Source organism: Enterobacter cloacae complex sp. (assembly GCF_900322725.1).
GTDB classification, from domain to species: Bacteria; Pseudomonadota; Gammaproteobacteria; order Enterobacterales; family Enterobacteriaceae; genus Enterobacter; species Enterobacter quasihormaechei.
This window is the reverse complement of the sequence record NZ_LT991957.1, coordinates 3,796,475-3,818,025: the sequence shown is the minus strand read 5'-3', so window position 1 is coordinate 3,818,025 and position 21,551 is coordinate 3,796,475. Positions and strand designations below refer to the sequence as shown.

At 56.8% G+C, this 21,551-nt stretch carries 17 protein-coding genes and 2 tRNA genes; 7 read left to right on the top strand and 12 right to left on the bottom strand.

The genetic code is table 11. The features are described 5' to 3' along the window. Positions 1 to 15 precede the first annotated feature (15 nt). From DBR02_RS18750 to ghrA, 3 genes are all read right to left on the bottom strand, one after another. Positions 16 to 570 carry a TorD/DmsD family molecular chaperone gene (locus DBR02_RS18750; RefSeq protein WP_063449098.1) on the bottom strand — a complete coding sequence of 185 codons (555 nt, stop codon included), beginning with the start codon at positions 568 to 570 and terminating at the stop codon, positions 16 to 18. Between the two features lie 19 nt (positions 571 to 589). Continuing rightward, on the bottom strand, positions 590 to 1,327 hold the full coding sequence (locus tag DBR02_RS18745; RefSeq protein WP_107535096.1) for a phosphatase: 738 nt from the start codon (positions 1,325 to 1,327) through the stop codon (positions 590 to 592). Between the two features lie 84 nt (positions 1,328 to 1,411). Then, positions 1,412 to 2,350 (bottom strand): glyoxylate/hydroxypyruvate reductase GhrA, encoded by a 939-nt coding sequence (gene ghrA, locus DBR02_RS18740; protein ID WP_107535095.1) that lies wholly within the window; start codon positions 2,348 to 2,350, stop codon positions 1,412 to 1,414. Positions 2,351 to 2,582: 232 nt separating this feature from the next. Here ghrA and DBR02_RS18735 point away from each other — a divergent pair. Beyond that, a tRNA-Ser gene (locus tag DBR02_RS18735) sits at positions 2,583 to 2,670 on the top strand. A 130-nt stretch (positions 2,671 to 2,800) separates the two neighbouring features. Here the strand turns inward: DBR02_RS18735 and DBR02_RS18730 are convergent. Continuing rightward, positions 2,801 to 3,706, bottom strand: coding sequence for a LysR family transcriptional regulator (locus tag DBR02_RS18730; protein WP_107535094.1), 906 nt, complete (start codon positions 3,704 to 3,706; stop codon positions 2,801 to 2,803). Between the two features lie 109 nt (positions 3,707 to 3,815). On the opposite strand from DBR02_RS18730, the gene DBR02_RS18725 reads away from it, so the two are divergent. The 3 genes from DBR02_RS18725 to DBR02_RS18715 all read left to right on the top strand — a co-directional run bounded on the left by DBR02_RS18725 (position 3,816) and on the right by DBR02_RS18715 (position 5,598). Beyond that, the gene (locus DBR02_RS18725) at positions 3,816 to 4,676 is read left to right on the top strand and encodes a pirin family protein (RefSeq protein WP_107535093.1); all 861 of its coding nucleotides are present in this window, start codon (positions 3,816 to 3,818) and stop codon (positions 4,674 to 4,676) included. Positions 4,677 to 4,695: 19 nt separating this feature from the next. Next, positions 4,696 to 5,373 (top strand): isochorismatase family protein, encoded by a 678-nt coding sequence (locus DBR02_RS18720; RefSeq protein WP_107535092.1) that lies wholly within the window; start codon positions 4,696 to 4,698, stop codon positions 5,371 to 5,373. 137 nt (positions 5,374 to 5,510) lie between these two features. Further along, positions 5,511 to 5,598 (top strand) — tRNA-Ser (locus DBR02_RS18715). A 240-nt stretch (positions 5,599 to 5,838) separates the two neighbouring features. Here the strand turns inward: DBR02_RS18715 and DBR02_RS18710 are convergent. The 5 genes from DBR02_RS18710 to efeU all read right to left on the bottom strand — a co-directional run bounded on the left by DBR02_RS18710 (position 5,839) and on the right by efeU (position 12,341). Further along, a complete protein-coding gene (locus DBR02_RS18710; RefSeq protein WP_063866332.1) occupies positions 5,839 to 7,344 on the bottom strand; it encodes an alanine/glycine:cation symporter family protein in 1,506 nt (501 codons plus the stop codon). A 415-nt stretch (positions 7,345 to 7,759) separates the two neighbouring features. Beyond that, positions 7,760 to 8,551, bottom strand: coding sequence for a phosphate starvation-inducible protein PhoH (gene phoH, locus DBR02_RS18705; RefSeq protein ID WP_172807014.1), 792 nt, complete (start codon positions 8,549 to 8,551; stop codon positions 7,760 to 7,762). 499 nt (positions 8,552 to 9,050) lie between these two features. Next, entirely contained in the window at positions 9,051 to 10,334 is a 1,284-nt protein-coding gene (gene efeB, locus DBR02_RS18700) for an iron uptake transporter deferrochelatase/peroxidase subunit (RefSeq protein WP_107535091.1), read from the bottom strand. A gap of 5 nt (positions 10,335 to 10,339) precedes the next feature. After that, entirely contained in the window at positions 10,340 to 11,467 is a 1,128-nt protein-coding gene (gene efeO / locus DBR02_RS18695) for an iron uptake system protein EfeO (protein ID WP_063866329.1), read from the bottom strand. Between the two features lie 40 nt (positions 11,468 to 11,507). Next, positions 11,508 to 12,341 (bottom strand): iron uptake transporter permease EfeU, encoded by an 834-nt coding sequence (gene efeU, locus DBR02_RS18690; RefSeq protein WP_063866328.1) that lies wholly within the window; start codon positions 12,339 to 12,341, stop codon positions 11,508 to 11,510. Positions 12,342 to 12,591: 250 nt separating this feature from the next. On the opposite strand from efeU, the gene DBR02_RS18685 reads away from it, so the two are divergent. After that, positions 12,592 to 13,776, top strand: coding sequence for a NupC/NupG family nucleoside CNT transporter (locus DBR02_RS18685; protein ID WP_063866327.1), 1,185 nt, complete (start codon positions 12,592 to 12,594; stop codon positions 13,774 to 13,776). Positions 13,777 to 13,846: 70 nt separating this feature from the next. Here DBR02_RS18685 and DBR02_RS18680 read toward each other — a convergent pair whose 3' ends face one another. Together DBR02_RS18680 and putP are read right to left on the bottom strand one after the other, a co-directional pair. After that, positions 13,847 to 14,266: a DUF3574 domain-containing protein gene (locus DBR02_RS18680; protein ID WP_045307917.1), complete on the bottom strand. Its 420-nt coding sequence runs from the start codon at positions 14,264 to 14,266 to the stop codon at positions 13,847 to 13,849. 70 nt (positions 14,267 to 14,336) lie between these two features. After that, entirely contained in the window at positions 14,337 to 15,845 is a 1,509-nt protein-coding gene (putP, locus tag DBR02_RS18675; protein ID WP_063866325.1) for a sodium/proline symporter PutP, read from the bottom strand. Between the two features lie 422 nt (positions 15,846 to 16,267). On the opposite strand from putP, the gene putA reads away from it, so the two are divergent. Continuing rightward, positions 16,268 to 20,230, top strand: a complete 3,963-nt coding sequence (gene putA, locus DBR02_RS18670; RefSeq protein ID WP_107535090.1) for a trifunctional transcriptional regulator/proline dehydrogenase/L-glutamate gamma-semialdehyde dehydrogenase — start codon at positions 16,268 to 16,270, stop codon at positions 20,228 to 20,230. 99 nt (positions 20,231 to 20,329) lie between these two features. Beyond that, a complete protein-coding gene (locus DBR02_RS18665) occupies positions 20,330 to 20,725 on the top strand; it encodes a lysozyme inhibitor LprI family protein (RefSeq protein ID WP_063866323.1) in 396 nt (131 codons plus the stop codon). On the opposite strand, the gene rutR is transcribed toward DBR02_RS18665, so the two are convergent. Next, complete coding sequence (gene rutR / locus DBR02_RS18660; protein ID WP_023315786.1) at positions 20,722 to 21,360, bottom strand: HTH-type transcriptional regulator RutR; 639 nt, start codon at positions 21,358 to 21,360, stop codon at positions 20,722 to 20,724. The genes DBR02_RS18665 and rutR overlap by 4 nt on opposite strands. Positions 21,361 to 21,551: the final 191 nt, after the last annotated feature.

Below are 21,551 nucleotides of genomic sequence, written 5' to 3'. Positions count from 1 at the left end.
TTTTTGTGATCTAAATCACTCTTCGTTCTCTTCTTCCAGCTCATCCCACATGGCAGCGATAGCGTCACGCGTCAGCGGAGCCAGCGTTCTCCAGAATGGTGACGTAGCGTGCGCTTCCACTTTGCCCAGGAAGGTTCCAACCCACGGCAGGAGATACGTTTCGAACAGAGTTTCAATCGCCTCGTTCTCATCGTCACCAGCATTATCTTCAATCCAGGAGGCCGCCAGCAGCAGCGTACCGATATGATCGGCTGGCATATCCGTCAGCGGCATACCGCGTTCTGAGAGAAATGCCCGCACTTCCGCTTCGGTTGCCCCTTCCTGCCAGGCAGAACGATACGGCGACACGCGACACTCTTCTCCCACGAACAGCGCGTTGTAATCGGTGGAAATCTGCTGCATATCGCAGCTTTTTTGCAAGCGTTCCAGCAGTTCATCCTGTTCCAGCGGCCAGTTCTGCGCCAGCTTACCTTCACGGATCAGGGTAAACAGCGGAACCAGAAGCGGATCCTGCGGCTGGCGGTAATATAAGGTGCCCAGCACGCGGCAAAGGATGGAAAACTCATTCATGTTTTTATTCCATTAGTCATTAAAGATCGGCAAATTCATCAATCGGCGCCATGCCGCGCGACTCAAGGAAGTCGAGCATACGACGCGGCGTGACGTTCAGGATCTGTTCTTCCGGGAAATTCACGTCCTGCAATATTTTCAGGCATTCGCTGAAATCACCCAGCGTAAAGGCCGTGTGAGAATCAGAGCCCAGCGCCACCATTCCGCCCGCGTCACGCACGGCAGCCGCCACGTCGCGACAGTTGGCTTCACTGCCCTTACGCGAGTGAACGAACGAAGAGTTGTTGATCTCCAGTGCCACGCGGTGCTTCGCCGCCGCCTGCGCCACGGCCTGAATATCAATCGGGTATTTAGGGTTGCCCGGGTGGCTGATAATGTGCACGTTGCCGCTGGCGATGGTGGCAATCATCGCTGCGGTGTTGGTCTCTTTATCCTGCGGCGCAAAAACCGGCTCATGGAAACCGGCGAGGATCAGATCTAACGAGGTCAGCATCGGGCCGGTGCAGTCAATTTCACCGTCGGTGTTTTTGATGTTCGCTTCGATGCCGCGCAGTATCCCGATACCGTCCACCAGACGTGGCCAGATACGCATATTCACAAAATGCCAGTAGTGCGGCGCATCCGCCATATCCGGGCCGTGATCGGTGATCGCAAACAGTTTGATGCCTTTCAGCTTCGCCTGAGCGATATAATCATGGAGGTTACTGTAAGCGTGAGTACTGGCGACGGTGTGCATATGCAGGTCAACGGGATACATCTTTCTCTCCTCTGCGGTTTTTCCAAAGGATAGCAGTTATCAGCGTCGAATATTAGCAAAAACCCGGCGAACGCCGGGTTTATCTCAGTAACCTCGCTGTCTGTCGACCTGTCCGGTCACCGCGTTGCCCTTCTCTATTTCGCTGATGGTATGCGAGATGTACGCCACGGCCTCCGCCGGTCGCGTCACGGCCGCAATATGGGGCGTCATCGCCACGCGTGGGTGAGCCCAGAGCGGGCTTTCTGTCGGCAGCGGTTCGCGGCTATAAACATCCAGCATTGCGCCTTTCAGCTTACCGCTGTCCAGCGCTTTCAGCAGATCGTCTTCCACCACGTGCACCCCGCGCGCCAGGTTCATTAAGTAGCTATCGTCTGCCAGCTGGTTGAGGAGCGCGCCATTGATTATGCCCACCGTTTCCGCGGTATTCGGCAGCAGGTTAATGAGTACCCGTGTCTCTTTCAGGAACGCCGGAAGTTCATCCATTCCCGCAAAGCTCTCGACGCCCGGATAATCCTTACGGCTGCGGCTCCAGCAGCGCAGCGGGAAGCCCCACGGGGCGAGCGCTTCTGCGACTTTCGAACCCAGGACGCCTGCACCGAGGATGCCGATGGTGAAATCTTCGCGCTGATAATCCGGGAGCGGTTCCCAGTGGGATTGCTGCTTAAAGGCCTGATAATCGTCGAAGCGGCGGAACCAGTGCAGCACCTGACTCACGGCATATTCCTGCATCTGCTGTCCCATACCGGTATCCTCCAGACGGAACAGGGGAATATCTTCCGGCAGCATTTCAGGGTGAGCCTTCAGCTTGCTCAGGATGGAGTCTACCCCCGCACCAAGGGCAAACACCGCCTTCAAACGGCGGCCCTGTAGCATTTCGACCGGGGGATGCCAGACCAGCGCGTAGTCGGCATGTCCATTATCGCCCCGCTTCCATTCGCGGACGCGTGCGCCAGGCAGTGCCGCCGTGAGCGCGTTGATCCAGTAAGCCGTATCAAAAGTGGGGTGATAGAAGATAATATCCATAGTCATTCCTGCCTTTTATTGCGCTGTTTTATTTTCATTTTCAACTGGATTGCCAGCATAACAAATTTATCAGCGAACCGCGTTGCTGATAAAAGAGGCGCTTTTCGCACATTTCGGAATCAGGTTGCCTGAAGTTTGTATAAACGCGCTAAATTACTGAAAAAGTGGGTTGACGGCAGTACGGCTTTTCCTTACATTAGCGCCCGTCCCGGCAACAACGGGATGACAATATGGTGAGGTGTCCGAGTGGCTGAAGGAGCACGCCTGGAAAGTGTGTATACGGCAACGTATCGGGGGTTCGAATCCCCCCCTCACCGCCATATTCAAGATGAGAGCTCGTACGAAAGTACGGGCTTTTTTCTTTTATATTCTCCGCAAGGGGGTTCGAACTTTGCTTCCTCTGCGGTGAATGTGTCGGGTGGCGCTTCGCTTACCCGGCCTACAGGGACTTTACTCCTCCACCATCCGTGCGTACTCTTCGGTGAGAAAATCCACCAGCGTCCTGACCGACGGCAGCAAACCTCGTCTGGAAGGATACACCGCATGGATCACCTCCCGTTTGGGTTCCCATTCATTTAGCACTCGAATAAGTTCACCTGACGCCAGCTGATCCTTCACCATCAAAATGGGCAGCTGCACCAGGCCTACCCCCGCCATGGCCGCTTCCCGCAGCGCCAGCATATCGGTGGTCACCAGGCGCGGCGTGAAGTGAACTTCTGCTTTCGCGCCTTCCGGCCCGCTTAACTCCCACTTATGCAGATGCCTACCCGCGCCCATGCTTAAACCCGGCCATGCGCTGAGTTCAGAAGGCGCCGTCGGGTTGCCCATCCGTTCCAGCAGTGCCGGCCCGGCAACCAGACAGTGTCCCCTGTCCGCCAGCACCCTTAATACCAGATCGCTGTCATCAAACGGGCGCGGACGAACGCGGATCGCCACGTCCACCCCCTCCGCCACGATATCCACCCGGCGGTTGGTCGCTTCGAGCTGGAGGTTGATCCCCGGATAGCGCGCCATAAACCTCGCCAGCATCGGCCCCACGTGAACGTGCAGCAGGGTCACGGGGCAGGTGATCCTGACCATACCGCGCGGTTCAGCCTGTAAAGCCGCCACCGCCTCCTCCGCCGCTTCGGCCTCAACCAGCATGGCTTTACAGTGCTGGTAGAACGTTTGCCCCACCTCCGTCACCGTAAACTGCCGCGTGGTTCGCTGTATCAGCCGAACGCCCAGGCGTTCTTCCAGCTGCGCGATCCGACGGCTTAGTTTTGACTTAGGCTGATCGAGCGCCCGACCTGCCGCCGCAAAGCCGCCATGCTCCACCACCTTCACAAACCATACGAAATCATTGAGATCCTGCATACGCCTCCATTGTTCCATTTCAGGAACAGTGAATGTCATTTTCGCTATCTACCGGGATATTAACCGTGAATATAAGCTAATTACATCAACAGAACATCAGGAGTTAATCATGAAAAACGTAACAGGCGTCTATACCGCCCCTCGTCCGCACTGGGTCGGTGATGGTTTCCCGGTTCGTTCAATGTTTTCTTACCAGACGCACGGCGAACCGCTGAGCCCGTTCCTGCTGCTGGACTATGCCGGTCCCTACACCTTTCCGGCGGACGGCGCGAAACGCGGGGTGGGCGAGCATCCTCATCGCGGTTTTGAAACGGTGACCATCGTTTACTCAGGCGAAGTGGAGCACCGTGATTCCACCGGCAGAGGCGGCGTAATCGGCCCGGGCGACGTGCAGTGGATGACGGCAGGCGCCGGCATTTTGCACGAAGAGTTCCACTCCAGCGCGTTCTCGCAGAAAGGCGGTGAACTGAAAATGATGCAGCTGTGGGTCAACCTGCCCGCCAGGGACAAAATGGCGACGCCAGGCTACCAGAGCATCACTAAGGCAGATATCCCGGTGATCTCCCTGCCGGATAACAGCGGAACATTGCGCGTGATTGCTGGCCGCTTTGACGATGTCACCGGCCCGGCGCATACCTTCTCACCGCTGAACGTGTGGGATCTCGCGCTGCACCAGGGCAGCCACCTGACGCTCAATCAGCCCGAAGGCTGGAGCACAGCGCTGGTTGTACTTGAGGGGAGCGTGACGGTGAACGGCACTACGCCCGCCGGTGAGGCGCAGCTGGTCGTGTTGAGTCAGAGCGGTGACAAACTGCATCTCGAAGCCAGCAGCGATGCCAAAGTGCTGCTGATGGCCGGTGAGCCGCTGAATGAACCGATTGTGGGCTACGGCCCGTTTGTGATGAACAGTAAAAGCGAGATCGCCGAAGCTATTCGCGATTTTAACTCCGGCCGCTTTGGCCAGATCTAACCTGATAAAGGAGAGCATTATGTCTACACCTGCTAACTTCAACGGTGCGCGTCCCGTTATTGACGTTGATGATGCCGTTATGCTGCTTATCGATCACCAGAGCGGGCTGTTCCAGACCGTTGGCGATATGCCGATGCCTGAGCTGCGCGCCCGTGCGGCGGCGCTGGCAAAAATCGCCACGCTGGCGGAAATCCCGGTGATCACCACGGCGTCGGTTCCACAGGGGCCGAACGGCCCGCTTATTCCGGAGATCCACGCCAACGCGCCGCACGCCCAGTACGTTGCACGCAAAGGTGAGATCAACGCCTGGGATAACCCGGAGTTTGTGGCGGCGGTAAAAGCCACCGGGCGTAAAACGTTGATTATCGCCGGTACGATCACCAGCGTCTGCATGGCATTTCCGTCTATCAGCGCGGTGGCGGACGGATATAAAGTGTTTGCGGTGATTGATGCCTCCGGCACGTACAGCAAAATGGCGCAGGAGATCACCCTGGCACGTGTGGTACAGGCAGGCGTGGTGCCGATGGACACGGCAGCCGTTGCCTCCGAAATTCAGCGGACATGGAATCGTGAAGATGCGGCGGCGTGGGCGGAAGTCTACACCCATATCTTCCCGGCCTATCAGCTGCTGATCGAAAGCTACGGCAAAGCGCAGGAGGTGGTGAAAAACAGCGAAGTGCTCGATTCGCAGCGTTAATCCTGCGCGCTGCGCCATAAGCTGATTAAGGCTTAACCGAACAGGCACGAATGCAGAAAATCTGCTTGACCGCTTTCGCGCAACTCCCTATAGTAGCGCCCCGTTGCCCCCCAAGCGGTCAGGCAGCAAAACAATATGGTGAGGTGTCCGAGTGGCTGAAGGAGCACGCCTGGAAAGTGTGTATACGGCAACGTATCGGGGGTTCGAATCCCCCCCTCACCGCCATATTTGAAGAAGAGCTCGCATGAAAATGCGGGCTTTTTTTTCGCATATTGCACGCATGTGGGGGGATGAGAACCCCCGACCGGGGTTCGACAACTGGCGCAGCCAGTTGGACAGACTGAGAGCGAAGCGAACAGGCTGCCCGCAGGGCGAGCGAAGCGAGTCAATCCCCCCGGGGCAGACTGAGCCGCCTCATCTATAAAAGAAAGCCCGTACAAAGTACGGGCCCGTCTTAACCATTCCTCAGCTATTCAGCTTTCCAGCCGGTTGCTTTCCCTCGGGAGCAGGACTCTGGCCGCTATTCAAACCCTCTTCATCCCTGCGATCCTCCAGCCAGTAATCGGCATTTTTTATCCCAAGCCGAACCGGGTCAAACTGGGGATCCAACCCCTGCGCGTTCTGGGTTTCATAGTCTTTCAGGCTGGCAAACGCTTTTTTATGCAACAGAACAATGGCAATAATGTTGAGCCATGCCATCAGCCCTACCCCAATATCGCCTAACCCCCATGCCAGATCCGCAGTGCGGACGGTGCCATAGACGGTGGAAGCCATCAGACATAATTTCAGCAGGAACGTCAGCCACGGGCGATGAATTTTACGGTTGATGTAGGCGATATTGGTTTCAGCGATGTAGTAGTAGGCAATGATTGTGGTGAAGGCGAAGAAGAACAGCGCGATGGCAACAAAGTAATTACCAAAGCCAGGCATCATACTTTCCATCGCCGTCTGCACATAGCCAGGACCGGCCGCCACGCCAGCAATACCGGTATAGAGGGCAGCACCGTCGACACCCTGGACGTTATACAGCCCGGTAATCAACAGCATAAAGCCGGTCGCGGAGCAGACAAACAGCGTGTCGATATAAACGGAGAACGCCTGAACCAGCCCCTGCTTCACCGGATGGCTTACGGCCGCCGCGGATGAAGCATGCGGCCCGGTACCCTGCGCCGCTTCGTTAGAATAGACGCCGCGCTTCACGCCCCACATAATCGCCTGACCGAGGATGGCGCCAAAGCCAGCTTCAAGCCCGAAAGCGCTTTTCCAGATCAGCAGAATAACCGCGGGAAGCTGATCGATATTGATAGCGATAATCACGCAGGCGACAATAATATAGCCCAGCGCCATAAACGGAACCACCATACTGCTAAAACTGGCGATCCTTTTCACGCCACCAAAAATAATAAAACTTAACAACAGGGCAAGTAATGCCGCCGTGACGTTCGGACTCAGGCCAAAGGCAATATCCAGACTCGCACCAATAGAGTTTGCCTGCACGCCTGGCAGTAATAATCCGCAGGAGAAAATGGTTACGATAGCAAATAACCATGCGTACCACTTCACGCCTAACCCTTTTTCAATATAAAAGGCAGGGCCGCCACGATATTCGCCGTTAATTTTTTCTTTATAAACCTGACCTAAGGTGGATTCGACAAAAGCAGAACTGGCCCCTAAAAAAGCCACTACCCACATCCAGAAAAGCGCACCCGGTCCACCAAAAGTAATGGCGGTCGCTACCCCCGCGATATTCCCCGTCCCCACGCGACCGGCCAGCGTCATCGTCAGCGCCTGAAACGATGATACGCCTGCCTCGGTAGGGCGTCCCTCAAACATCAGGGTAATCATATGTTTAATATGGCGTAATTGCAGAAAGCGACTGCGTAGTGAAAAATAGAGGCCGACACCCAGACATAAAAATATTAACGCCGGGCTCCAGATAACACCGTTAATTGCACTAACCAGTTCGTTCATGTATGACCCTCAGCGTGATGTTCCAGAGGAAACGATCCCCCGGCGTGTTTCTTGTTAGAATTTTGTTTGAACAAGTACGAAACATAGATAATTACCCAGAAGACACCAACTTAATTTTTGCTGCTTAGTCATGTTCTGTGACAACATTCACGTTTGATTTTAACGAACAATTAGCGCGATCATTATATTCATAGATATTTTGTGGATATTATAAATACATATCACACTTTTTCTTTTTGTATGAAAAACGCACATAAGTAATGGGCGGTAATATTATTAATACCGCAAAACGATTTCTAAATCCCGATGAATGCTATAGGAAATAAATATGATTCAAACAAACGTCACTGTTTCAGTGGGAATAAACGAAGCTTCCCGGCATGACGCCGGGAAGAAATGGCTTAAAAGAATGATCTTAATCGGAATAGACTTCCAGCGTGCGTTGACACAGCGCTGAGCGGACGCAGTCTTCTTTTGTGAAGCGGACCACCCCAATCATCTCATCTTCCGCAAAACGTGACATGGCATCGCTGAGGCCGGACTTCACGCCCGACGGCAGGTCACACTGGGTAATATCGCCGTTGACGATCACCGTCACGTTCTCCCCGAGGCGCGTTAAAAACATCTTCATTTGCGCAGCGGTCACATTCTGAGCCTCGTCGAGAATAACGACCGCATTTTCAAATGTACGTCCGCGCATATAGGCGAACGGCGCGATTTCCACCTTGCCAATCTCTGGTCGCAGGCAGTACTGCATAAAGGAAGCGCCCAGCCGCTTCACCAGCACGTCATAGACGGGCCTGAAGTATGGGGCAAACTTCTCCGAAATATCGCCGGGCAGGAAGCCCAGATCTTCATCAGCTTGCAGTACCGGACGGGTAACGATGATCCTTTCCACGTCCTTATGAATCAGCGCCTCCGCCGCTTTGGCGGCGCTGATCCAGGTTTTCCCGCATCCGGCTTCACCGGTTGCAAAGATGAGCTGTTTACTCTCGATAGCATTCAGGTAGTGCGCCTGAGCCTCATTACGCGCCACAATTGGCGATGCGTCGCGGCTGTCCCGCGCCATGCCAATGGATTCTACGCCGCTCATCTGCACAAGCGAGGTGACCGATTCTTCTTCACGCTGTTTATGGCTACGTGAATCCCGTCTCAGCACACGTTTTGCTTCACGACGAGCTTTGATCACTGCTTTTTGTCTTCCCATGGATAGCACCTTGAGTTGTTGGTATTCATCACACGCGCCAGCATCGGCACGATTATGCGCACGAACATCAGAGGGTTGGCTTCCTTGTAAGCCATTGCTTGCATTACCGGATGACGATACAGAACGGCTACGCGCACCGCTATGCACGTCGGTCGAAACAGGTTCTTGAGGTGAAGGAGAGAATTTAGTGGTGAGGAAATCGCTGCCGGAGTCTGAGCCTCCGCGCCGGGTACTGCGGTTGTTGTGTTTACCTTGTCCAGTACAGGACGCAACCATTCGCGATCTCCATAGTGAGTAACATCACTGCCGGGAACTACCGCTGTCTTCTCTTAAGTACATCAGGGATTATCATAAATGCAACATTTATTTTACCTGAATGCAACTTTTCAGACTGCCCCTACATGGAAAATCAGTCTCATATAGAAATATTACAGAAATATAACAATAAGATAGTACAGGAAAAAAATAATGTCCCCGCGAACTGTCGCAGGGACGATTATCAGGCTTCTATCAGACCCTGAGCGAGCCAGGCGTTCGCGTCACGCGCTCCGGGCAGAGCAAAGAAATAGCCGCCGCCGATGGGCTTAATGTACTCCTCCAGCGCTTCGCCGTTCAGCCGCTTCTGTACGGTAAGAAATCCTTTTTCCAGGTCATGCTGATAGCAGACAAACAGCAGCCCCATATCAAGCTGACCGGAGTGGGTCACACCCAGCGAGTAGCTGTAACCCCTTCGCATCATCAGGCTGGATTGCGTCTCCCGGGTGCGAGGATTGGCGAGACGAATATGGCTGTCCAGGGCGATAACATCGCCGTTTGGATCGCGCGCGTAGTCGGGTTCATCGTGCTCATGCTTCATGCCGAGCGGCGCCCCGGTTTGCTTATCGCGACCGAAAATTGTCTGCTGCTCTTTCAGCGGCGTGCGGTCCCAGAACTCCACGTGGAACTGGATAATGCGCACCGCCTGGTAGCTGCCGCCCACGGCCCAGGCCGGTTCGCCCTGATCCGCCGTCACCCAGACTACGTTTTTCATCAGCGCGGCATTGCTGCTGTCCGGGTTGGCAGTGCCGTCTTTGAAGCCCAGCAGGTTCACCGGCGTCTCTTTCCCTTTACTGCGCGCGGCGTGGTCAGAGATAAATCCTTCCCGCTTCCAGCGCACGCTGAGCAGATCCGGCGTGTGCTTGATGATATCGCGCAGGGCGTGGATCACCGTATCCTGGGTATTGGAGCAAATCTGCAACAGCACATCGCCGTGGCAGAGCGCCGCGTCGAGAGAGTCATTGGGAAAACGGGTCATTTTTTGCAGCGCTTTCGGCTTCTGCTTTGCCAGGCCGTAGCGGTCATCAAACAGCGATTCCCCCACCGACACGGTGATGGTCAGGTTATCGGGAGCAATAAACGCCCCAAGGATCCCGGAATCCATCGGTGGCAGGCGCGGATTCGGTGTTTCCGGCGCCGGACCGCCCGCGGTGAGGAAGGCAATGCGCGTGGTCAGCAGCCTGAACAGACGCTCCAGGTCGGCCTTATCGCTCGCCAGCGAATCGAAAGCCACCAGCATCATCGAGGCCTGCTGCGGCGTCAAAATCCCTGCCTGGTGCTCGCCATAAAACGGCTGCGTCTCCCTGCGCGCATCCGGCGACAGCGTGCCGGGCGCGCTCTGCGGTTTCGCCGCCTGCGCCACCGGGCAACCTCCCGCCAGGGCAAACGCGCCGCCCAGCGCCCCTACCCCTTTTAACAACCGACGCCGTGAAGGCTCAGCGACGTCGTACTCGTCATGCTTGTTCATCGTGCTTAATCCAGACCCAGAACGCCGCGCAGCAGGGAGAGATCTTCCGCCAGCGTTGTAATCGGGCCTTTCAGCGCGTTACGGTCGGCTTCGGTCAGCTTGTCGTAGGTTTCGAACCCGTCTTTGGTGCGGTACTTCGCCAGGATGGTATCGACCTTTTTGAAGTTGGCATCCACTTTCGCCAGCAGCTCGCCGTTCTCTTTTTGCAGCTGAGGCCGCAGCAGATCGACAATTTTCTGCGCGCCGTCAACGTTCGCCTGGAAGTCCCACAGGTCGGTGTGGCTGTAGCGATCTTCCTCACCGCTGATTTTGCTTGCGGCCACTTCTTCAATCAGGCCCGCCGCGCCGCCCACCACTTTCGACGGCGGGAAGGCCAGCTCGCTGATGCGCTTTTGCAGCTCCAGCACGTCGGTGTTCAGCTGAGCGGCATATTTCTCCATTCCTTTGGTGGAATTATCGCCAAACAGCGCTTTTTCCAGACGGTGGAAGCCGGTGAATTTCGGATCGGCGGCCTTCTGCTCGTAGTCGTCTTCGCGGGCATCAATGCTGCCGTCGAGATCGGAGAACAGCTCGGCAATCGGCTCGATGCGCTCGTAGTGCTGACGGGTAGGTGCATACAGCGATTTCGCTTTTTCGATATCGCCCGCTTTCACCGCGTCGGTAAAGGCTTGGGTGCCCGCCACCAGGTCCGCCGTCTCTTTAGTGACGTAGGCTTTATAGGCGGTAATGGCGTCGCCAAGGCTTAACAGCGCCGTGCCTTTGGCCGCGTCTGCCGTCGCTGCGCCTTTGACGATCAGCTTACCTTTCGGGTTCGTCAGCAGGCCGCAGGTCATATCATATTCGCCCGGCTGTAGATTGGCGGTCATCTTCTGGCTGAAGCCCGGCGCGATATTTTCGCGCTCTTCCACCACCATCACGCCTTTCAGGATCTCCCACTCCAGCGCCTTCTGGCTGTGGTTCTGAATAATAAACTGGGTTTTACCGCTGTTAACCGTGATGGTCATCGGCTCGCACTGTTTATCGTTGACGGTGACTTTTACCTGCGGGATATCTGCTGCCTGAGCGGCGAAGGCAGACACGAACAGCGCGGCAATGCCTGCGCCTGACGCACTACGACGGAACTGACTGGTCATGACTCTTCCCTTAAAAAGTATGTTGTAACTAATACAGCACTTACGGCGCAACGCGCGACGCCTGCGAGCCGGTACGCGGCGGCATAGCGAACAGGATCAGCGCCGGAACCAGATAGATAAAGTACACTGCCACTTCGCTGACGGTCGGCGTTTCCTGGTAGCCGAAGATCCCTTCAAGCAGGGTGCCGGTCAGCGAATGGGTGGACAGAACGTTACTGAGATCGAACGCCACGTCCTGGAAATGATTCCACAGGCCCGCCTCGTGGAAGGCGCGGATCGCCCCTGCCGCCAGGCCCGCGGCCACCAGCAGAATAAACAGGCTGGTCCACTTGAAGAACGCGCCCAGGTTAAGCCGAATGCCGCCCCAGTAGAGCAGGAAGCCAAGCACAACCGCCGTGACCAGCCCGAGCATCGCGCCCAACGGCGGCCAGATGCCCACGTCCTGCTGAAACGCCGCGAGCAGGAAGAAAACGGACTCCAGACCCTCACGCGCCACGGCGAAAAAGACCATCAGGATCAGCGCCCAGCCGTGGTGGTTGCCTTTTTGTAGGGCGTTATCCACCGCCTGCTCCAGCTGCACCTTCACGTTACGGGAGACTTTGCGCATCCAGAACACCATCCAGGTGAGGATCACCACGGCTATTACGGCAACAATGCCTTCAAAAAGCTCTTGTTCTTTCTGAGGAAATTCACCGGTGGTTTCGTTGATAAGAATACCCAGCCCCAGGCACAGCGCTGCGGCAAGGAAAACGCCAACCCACATCACGCCGATCCAGCGACCGCGCTGGGTACGCTTCAGATAACTGGCGATAAGGCTCACGATCAGGGCCGCTTCAAGGCCTTCACGTAACATAATGAGAAAAGGAACAAACATGCCGACACCTTAAATGTTTATCGCGGTCAACTGATGCAAAGAAACGTAAATTCTAGTGATAGTGATTATCATTACGGCACAAAGAAAAACAAGCGAAATATGTGGAGTTTTGATGACCAGATGTAAACGCATTGCGGAGTAATAATTGCCTGAGCAACCGTTACGTTTATAAGGTATAAAAAATTGCCCATTTACGGTTAACCGGGGCTGTGGCTAAATGTCCGCCTCGAAAACCAACTGAAAATAACCCATGTTTAAAATTGTTCATTTCCTGCTGGCGCTGGTGATTATTCTTGCGCTTGCCTGGCTGGTGAGTTTCGACCGCCGAAAAATTCGTATTCGTTTCGTCTTGCAGCTGATCGTGATTGAAATCGTGCTGGCATTCTTTTTTTTGCATGCGCAAAGCGGCCTGTTCATTATTAAATATGTCTCAGGTTTCTTTGAGTCTCTGCTTAAATTCGCTGCCGAAGGGACGAATTTTGTCTTTGGCGGGATGGGTGAAAAAGGGCTGGCGTTCATTTTCCTGGGTGTACTCTGCCCCATTATTTTTATCTCGGCACTGATTGGTATTCTTCAGCACTGGCGCATTCTGCCGATTTTTATTCGCGTTATCGGAACGCTCCTTTCAAAGCTCAACGGCATGGGCAAGCTGGAATCCTTCAACGCGGTGAGCTCGCTGATCCTCGGTCAGTCTGAAAACTTCATTGCGTATAAGGGCGTGCTGGGCGATCTCTCCTCGCGTCGCCTGTTTACGATGGCCGCAACGGCGATGTCGACGGTTTCGCTGTCGATTGTTGGCGCCTACATGACCATGCTCGACGCCAAATTTGTCGTCGCGGCGCTGATCCTGAACATGTTCAGCACCTTTATTATTCTTTCGGTCATTAACCCGGCCCGCCCGGAAGCCGAACCCGATATCAAACTGGAAAAGCTGCATGAATCCCAGAGCTTCTTTGAAATGCTGGGCGAATATATTCTGGCGGGCTTTAAGGTGGCGATGATTATTCTGGCGATGCTGATTGGCTTTATCGCTCTTATTAGCGCCGTTAATGCCCTTTTCTCCAGCGTATTTGGCATGAGCTTCCAGCAGATCCTGGGTTACGTATTTTATCCGCTGGCGTGGCTTATCGGTATTCCGCTGAGCGATGCCTTAAACGCGGGGAGTATTATGGCAACGAAACTGGTGGCGAATGAATTTGTGGCGATGATTGAGCTGCAAAAAATAGCCCATCAAATGTCCCCGCGCGGTCTGGGTATTTTGTCCGTGTTCCTGGTGTCTTTTGCTAACTTCGCCTCGATTGGCATTGTAGCGGGGGCAATAAAAGGCCTGAACGAGCAGCAGGGTAACGTGGTGTCGCGGTTTGGTCTGCGCCTGGTATACGGTGCGACGCTGGTGAGCCTGCTGTCGGCGAGCTTTGCGGGGTTGGTGCTCTGATGCAATGCCGGGTGGCGCTTCGCTTACCCGGCCTACAAAACAACAACGGCGGGAATTCCCGCCGTTTTCATTAAAACTGCACGCACACCGGCTGGTCGACCCGCATCACCGATTCCTGCGCGAAACGAGACTTATAGATCCCGCGCAACGCTTCGATGTTCTTCTCGCTCTGCGCGTCTTTACCGTGGATCAGCATTAACGCTTTGCTGGGTTCACGCGCCACTTTTCCGTCGTTCCCCAGCCACTGCCCGCGGGCATCAACCACCGTTAAGCCATCGCGAAAACGCGGCGTCACGTCCTGGTCAACAAACTGCTGCCACTCGCTGCCGGTAATCTGCGCCCCTGCCGGGCGATTCAAGCCAAAATAGAGCGTGGTCTGCTGCATCTGGTTATCCGCTTTGCAGGTCTCCACCGCCGCATGCTGCGTGGGAGCGTTACACCCCGCCAGCAGCAGTAATGCTGCCATCATCAACCCTGTTTTAATCATCATTTATCATCTCGAACGGGTGAACGGTCTGTCCCCTCTCCCCTTTGGGGAGAGGGTCAGGGTGAGGGGAAAATTACTCAGCCTGAAGCTTCGTTGGCGGTGCAGAGTGATAGTGCGCATCCGCTTCCGCAAAGCGTTTCTGCATAGAGGCAGACGGCGCTTTACCCAGCAGGCTGAACACCACGATACCGAGGCTGCCGAAGATGAAGCCCGGGATGATTTCGTACAGGCCCAGCCACGCGAACTGTTTCCAGACGATGACGGTCACCGCACCGATGATCATCCCCGCCAGCGCGCCGTTGCGGGTCATGCGTGACCACAGCACGGAGAACAGCACCACCGGACCAAACGCGGCGCCAAAGCCCGCCCAGGCGTAGCTTACCAGCCCCAGCACGCGGTTTTCCGGGTTGGCCGCCAGCGCAATGGCAATCAGCGCCACCAGCAGCACCATAAAGCGCCCTACCCACACCAGCTCTTTCTGGCTCGCGCCCTTACGCAGGAATGCTTTGTACAGGTCTTCCGTAATGGCGCTGGAGCACACCAGCAGCTGGCAGCTCAGGGTAGACATCACCGCCGCCAGGATCGCGGAGAGCAGGATACCGGCAATCCACGGGTTGAACAGGATCTGCGCCAGCTCGATGAACACGCGCTCGGCGTTCTGGTTCACCGCGCCCGCCTGCGCCGGGTTGTTGTTAAAGTACGCAATGCCGAAGAAGCCAACCGCGCACGCGCCCGCCAGACACAGGATCATCCACGTCATGCTGATGCGACGCGCGTGAACGATGGTGTGGTGAGAATCCGCCGCCATAAAGCGCGCCAGAATGTGCGGCTGACCGAAGTAGCCCAGGCCCCAGCCCATCAGGGAGACGATGGCCACGAAGTTCAGCCCTTTCAGCATATCGACGTTTTCGATGCTCTTCTGCTTGATCACTTCCAGCGATTCGCCAAAGCCACCGACGGTGAAAATGACAATCACCGGGGTCAGGATCAGGGCGAAAATCATCAGGCTCGCCTGCACGGTGTCGGTCCAGCTTACCGCCAGGAACCCGCCCACGAAGGTATAAAGGATGGTCGCCGCCGCACCGGCCCACAGCGCCGTTTCATAACTCATGCCGAAGGTGCTTTCGAACAGGCGTGCGCCCGCCACGATGCCGGAGGCGCAGTAGATGGTGAAGAACAACAGGATCACCACCGCAGAGATAATACGCAGAACGCGGCTGTTATCCTCAAAGCGCCCGGTGAAGTAGTCCGGCAGCGTCAGGGCGTTGTTGTTGGCTTCGGTATGCACGCGCAGACGGCCTGCCACCAGCTTCCAGTTGATCCACGCACCGACGGTCAGGCCGATGGCGATCCAGCTTTCGGAGATACCGGAGATGAAAATCGCGCCCGGCAGCCCCATCAGCAGCCAGCCGCTCATGTCGGATGCGCCCGCAGAGAGCGCGGTAACCATTGGGCCTAAGCTGCGCCCGCCAAGGATGTAGTCGTCAAAGTTTTTAGTGGAACGCCATGCCAAAAACCCTATCAGGATCATGCCAAAAATATAAACGAGAAATGTCACCAGCATCGGTGTGCTAATAGCCATTCAAATTCTCCAAAATGTCGAGCGACAACCGTCCGGGTTGCCTTGTTATGTCATCACCGGAACGTAGTGATGTGTGTATGTGTTTCCGTTGGGCGCGCTATCCTGCCGTATACGCTTCCCACTGACAAACGATTTAACACTGCATTTACATGAATTTCATCCCTGGTTTTATACGTCTTTCCTATAGGTTGCACTCGCTCACGCTTTTACGGGTTGCACCTTTAAAAAGTGTTAAGCACCGCATAAAAACTGGCTTCGTAAACCGTCGCGCGTTCTTTTTCTCAGCTAACTAATCGTTAACAATCCATTCATTTTCCAGCTTGCAGCCCAGGTCACATTTAACACGGTTGCACAAAGTTGCAACATGGTGGATATTTCACGCTATCAACAGAACGCTATTACAGAACAACAGGAGTTTTGGCATGGGGATGACCACCATGGGGGTTAAGCTGGATGACGCTACCCGCGAACGGATTAAAACCGCTGCGACCCGCATCGACCGCACACCGCACTGGTTAATCAAGCAGGCGATTTTTAACTATCTGGAAAGACTGGAGAGTGAAGAAGGTCTGCCGGAGCTGCCTGCCCTGCTGGCGGGCGCAGCGAACGAAAGCGAAGAGGCCGTAACGGCCGTTGAAGAGAACCACCAGCCCTTCCTCGACTTCGCCGAGCAGATCCTGCCGCAGTCCGTCAGCCGTGCCGCCATTACCGGCGCTTACCGCCGTGCCGAAACCGACGCCGTTCCGATGCTGCTGGAGCAGGCACGCCTGCCGGAAGCCGTGGCCGCTCAGGCGCACAGCCTGGCGTATCAGCTCGCCGACAGGCTACGTAACCAGAAAACCGCCAGCGGACGCGCCGGCATGGTGCAGGGCCTGTTGCAGGAGTTCTCTCTCTCTTCTCAGGAAGGCGTGGCGCTGATGTGTCTGGCAGAAGCGCTGCTGCGTATTCCGGATAAAGCCACCCGCGACGCGCTGATCCGCGACAAAATCAGCAACGGCAACTGGCAGTCCCACATTGGCCGCAGCCCGTCGCTGTTCGTTAACGCCGCCACCTGGGGCCTGCTGTTTACCGGCAAGCTGGTTTCTACCCATAATGAAGCCAACCTGTCACGCTCGCTGAACCGCATTATCGGCAAGCGCGGCGAGCCGCTGATCCGCAAGGGCGTGGACATGGCGATGCGCCTGATGGGCGAGCAGTTCGTCACCGGGGAGACCATTGCTGAAGCGCTGGCGAACGCCCGCAAGCTGGAAGACAAAGGTTTCCGCTACTCCTACGACATGCTGGGTGAAGCGGCGCTGACCGCCGCCGACGCGCAGGCCTACATGGTCTCTTACCAGCAGGCGATCCACGCCATCGGTAAAGCGTCTAACGGCCGCGGTATTTATGAAGGTCCGGGCATCTCTATCAAGCTTTCTGCCCTGCACCCGCGCTACAGCCGTGCGCAGTATGACCGGGTGATGGAAGAACTCTATCCGCGCCTGAAATCCCTGACCCTGCTGGCGCGTCAGTACGACATCGGCATCAACATCGACGCCGAAGAGGCTGACCGTCTGGAGATCTCCCTCGATCTGCTGGAAAAACTGTGCTTCGAGCCGGAGCTGGCGGGCTGGAACGGGATTGGTTTCGTTATCCAGGCCTACCAGAAACGCTGCCCGTTCGTCATTGATTACCTGATTGACCTGGCCAGCCGCAGCCGTCGCCGCCTGATGATCCGCCTGGTGAAAGGCGCCTACTGGGACAGCGAAATCAAACGCGCCCAGATGGAAGGGCTGGAAGGTTATCCGGTCTATACCCGCAAGGTGTACACCGACGTCTCTTACCTCGCCTGTGCGAAAAAACTGCTCGGCGTGCCGAACCTGATTTATCCGCAGTTCGCCACCCACAACGCCCACACCCTGGCGGCCATTTACAGCCTGGCGGGGCAAAACTACTATCCGGGCCAGTACGAGTTCCAGTGCCTGCACGGCATGGGTGAGCCGCTCTACGAACAGGTGACCGGGAAAGTGGCCGACGGCAAGCTGAACCGTCCGTGCCGTATCTATGCCCCGGTGGGCACCCACGAAACCCTGCTGGCGTACCTGGTGCGTCGTCTGCTGGAGAACGGGGCAAACACCTCCTTCGTTAACCGGATTGCCGACACCACGCTGCCGCTCGACGAACTGGTGGCCGATCCGGTACAGGCCGTAGAGAAGCTGGCGGCGCAGGAAGGCCAGATTGGTCTGCCGCATCCGAAAATTGCCCTGCCGCGCGAGCTGTACGGCGCGGGCCGCGTCAACTCGGCGGGCCTGGATCTGGCGAACGAACACCGCCTGGCGTCGCTCTCTTCTGCCCTGCTCAACAGCGCATTGCAGAAATGGCAGGCCAAACCAATCCTTGAGCAGTCCGTTGAGGACGGTGAAATGCAGCCGGTGATCAACCCGGCAGAGCCGAAGGATATCGTCGGCTACGTGCGCGAAGCCACGGAAGCGGAAGTGGATCAGGCGCTGGAGAGCGCGGTGAATAACGCGCCAATCTGGTTTGCCACCCCGCCGCAGGAGCGTGCCGCTATTCTGGAACGTGCCGCGGTGCTGATGGAAGATCAGATGCAGTCGCTCATCGGCATTCTGGTGCGTGAGGCGGGGAAAACCTTCAGCAACGCCATCGCCGAGGTGCGTGAGGCGGTCGACTTCCTGCACTACTACGCCGGTCAGGTGCGCGATGATTTCGACAACGAAACGCACCGCCCGCTCGGTCCGGTGGTCTGTATCAGCCCGTGGAACTTCCCGCTGGCAATCTTCACCGGTCAGATTGCCGCGGCCCTTGCCGCAGGCAACAGCGTGCTGGCAAAACCGGCGGAGCAAACCCCGCTGATTGCCGCTCAGGGCATTAACATTCTGCTGGAAGCCGGCGTACCGGCGGGCGTGGTGCAACTGCTGCCAGGGCGCGGTGAAACGGTGGGTGCCAAACTGACCTCCGATAACCGCGTGCGCGGCGTGATGTTTACCGGTTCGACCGAAGTGGCCTCCCTGCTGCAACGCAACATTGCTACCCGTCTGGATGCACAGGGCCGTCCGACGCCGCTGATCGCCGAAACTGGCGGCATGAACGCCATGATCGTGGACTCCTCGGCGCTGACCGAACAGGTGGTTGTTGACGTGCTGGCCTCCGCCTTCGACAGCGCAGGCCAGCGCTGTTCCGCCCTGCGCGTGCTGTGCTTACAGGATGACGTGGCTGACCACACCCTGAAGATGCTGCGCGGCGCGATGGCGGAATGCCGCATGGGCAACCCGGGCCGTCTCACCACCGACATCGGGCCGGTGATCGACGCGGAAGCCAAAGCCAACATTGAAAACCACATTCAGACTATGCGTGCCAAAGGCCGTCCGGTGTTCCAGGCGGTGCGCGAGAACGGTGAAGATGCCCGCGAGTGGCAGACCGGCACCTTCGTGCCGCCAACGCTTATCGAGCTGGCAAGCTTCGACGAGCTGAAAAAAGAGGTCTTCGGCCCGGTGCTGCACGTGGTGCGCTACAGCCGTAACAACCTCAACGCGCTTATCGATCAGATTAACGCTTCGGGTTATGGCCTGACGCTCGGCGTGCATACCCGTATCGACGAAACCATTGCCCAGGTAACCGGCAATGCCAAAGTGGGCAACCTGTACGTCAACCGTAACATGGTTGGCGCAGTCGTGGGCGTACAGCCGTTCGGCGGCGAAGGTCTTTCCGGTACGGGTCCGAAAGCGGGCGGTCCGCTCTATCTGTACCGTCTGCTGGCAAACCGTCCGGAAAATGCGCTGGGCGTGACGCTGGCGCGTCAGGACGCTGAATATCCGGTGGACGCGCAGGTAAAAGCCGTGCTGACCCAGCCGCTGGACGCCCTGATTAAGTGGGCTGATAACCGTCCTGAACTGCGTGCGATTGCGCAGCAGTACGGCGAGCTGGCGCAGGCCGGTACGCAGCGTCTGCTGCCGGGCCCTACCGGCGAGCGCAACACCTGGACGCTGATGCCGCGCGAGCGCGTGCTGTGCGTGGCGGATAACGAGCAGGACGCGCTGGTGCAGCTGGCTGCCGCGACGGCAACGGGCTGTGAGGTGCTGTGGCCGGAAGATGACCTGCATCGCGACCTCGCCAAACAGCTGCCAAAAGCGGTCTCGGCGCGCATTCGCTTTGCCAAGGCTGACGCCCTGTTGACCCAGCCGTTTGACGCGGTGATCTACCACGGTGATTCCGACCAGCTGCGCGAACTGTGCGAGCAGGTCGCGGCCCGCAGCGGCGCGATTGTTTCGGTGCAGGGCTTCGCCCGCGGAGAAACAAACCTGCTGCTGGAGCGCCTGTACGTTGAACGTTCTCTCAGCGTCAACACGGCGGCGGCGGGCGGTAACGCCAGCCTGATGACAATCGGATAATCGTGTAAACTCCCCGGTGGCGCTACGCTTACCGGGGCTACACAATAACCGCAGGCCGGATAAGCACAGCGCATCCGGCTTTTTTACATGGAGGGGATGATGAAAAGAGTATTTCTCGCAGGGGCAGCACTGTTGCTCAGCACCAGCGCGCTGGCCAACGAGTGCGACAACGCCACTACGCAGCTTGAACTGAACACCTGTAGCGCGCAGCAGTATCAGGCCGCCGATAAAAAGCTTAACGAGACGTATCAGGCCGCCATCAAGCGGGCGGCAGCACCCCAGCGCGACCTGCTGAAAAAAGCGCAGCAGGCGTGGATTAGCCTGCGCGACGCGGACTGCGCGTTTATCGGTTCGGGCACGGAAGGCGGGAGCGTTCAGCCAATGATTGTGAACCAGTGTCTGGCGGAGAAAACCGTGGAGCGCGAAGCGTTTCTGGCCTCGCTGATGCAGTGTGAAGAGGGCGACCTAAGCTGCCCTCTCCCGCCGGGCAATTAACGCACGCGGATCCCTTCGATAATCATCCGCTGCACGTTTTCGAGGGTGCTCTGGAAAAATGCCTCGTCCTGAAGCGTTTTACCGGTCACCGCCTCAACCTGGGCCGCGAAGTCAGCGTAGTGCTGGGTAGCGGCCCAGATCATAAAGATCAGATGCTGCGGGTCGACCGGCGCCAGCTTTCCGCTGGCGACCCATCCGGCAATAATGGCCGACTTATCGTCCACCAGCTGCTTTAAATCGCCGGTCAGTTCCGCCTGCAACAGCGGCGCGCCCTGTAACATCTCCAGACAGAACAGCCTGGATGCCTGCGGATAATCACGCGACACCTCCAGCTTCAGGCGTATGTACTCCTCGATCGCCACCAGCGGGGCCAGCTCTTCGCGAAATGCCTTGAGCGGCGCGAGCCAGATATCGAGGATCTGCTGCATCACTGCCACATACAGCGCCTCTTTCGACGGGTAGTAGTAGAGCAGATTGGTCTTGGAGACCCCGGCCTGCTCAGCCACCTGCTCAAGACGCGTGCCGTGAATACCAAACTGCGAAAAGGTCTCCAGCGCGGCGCTGAGGATCGCCTGTTTCTTGGCGCTCACCGCCTGCGAACGTTTTCCGGGTGTTTTCACTGCGCCTTGTGTCATTTCCGCTCTCCATTTTCTTTCCTGCGCTCAGCATAGCAAAACCCCCGCCTCGCCACGACCTTCTGCACTCCCATCGCGCATGAGCGCCTGTTTTCTGTGCAATGTTTTTGACCAGTCAGTCCACATTTTTAGCACCCAGATAATCAACCAATAGTTAACACATTAATAAAAAAGCAGATTTTAAAACTGGC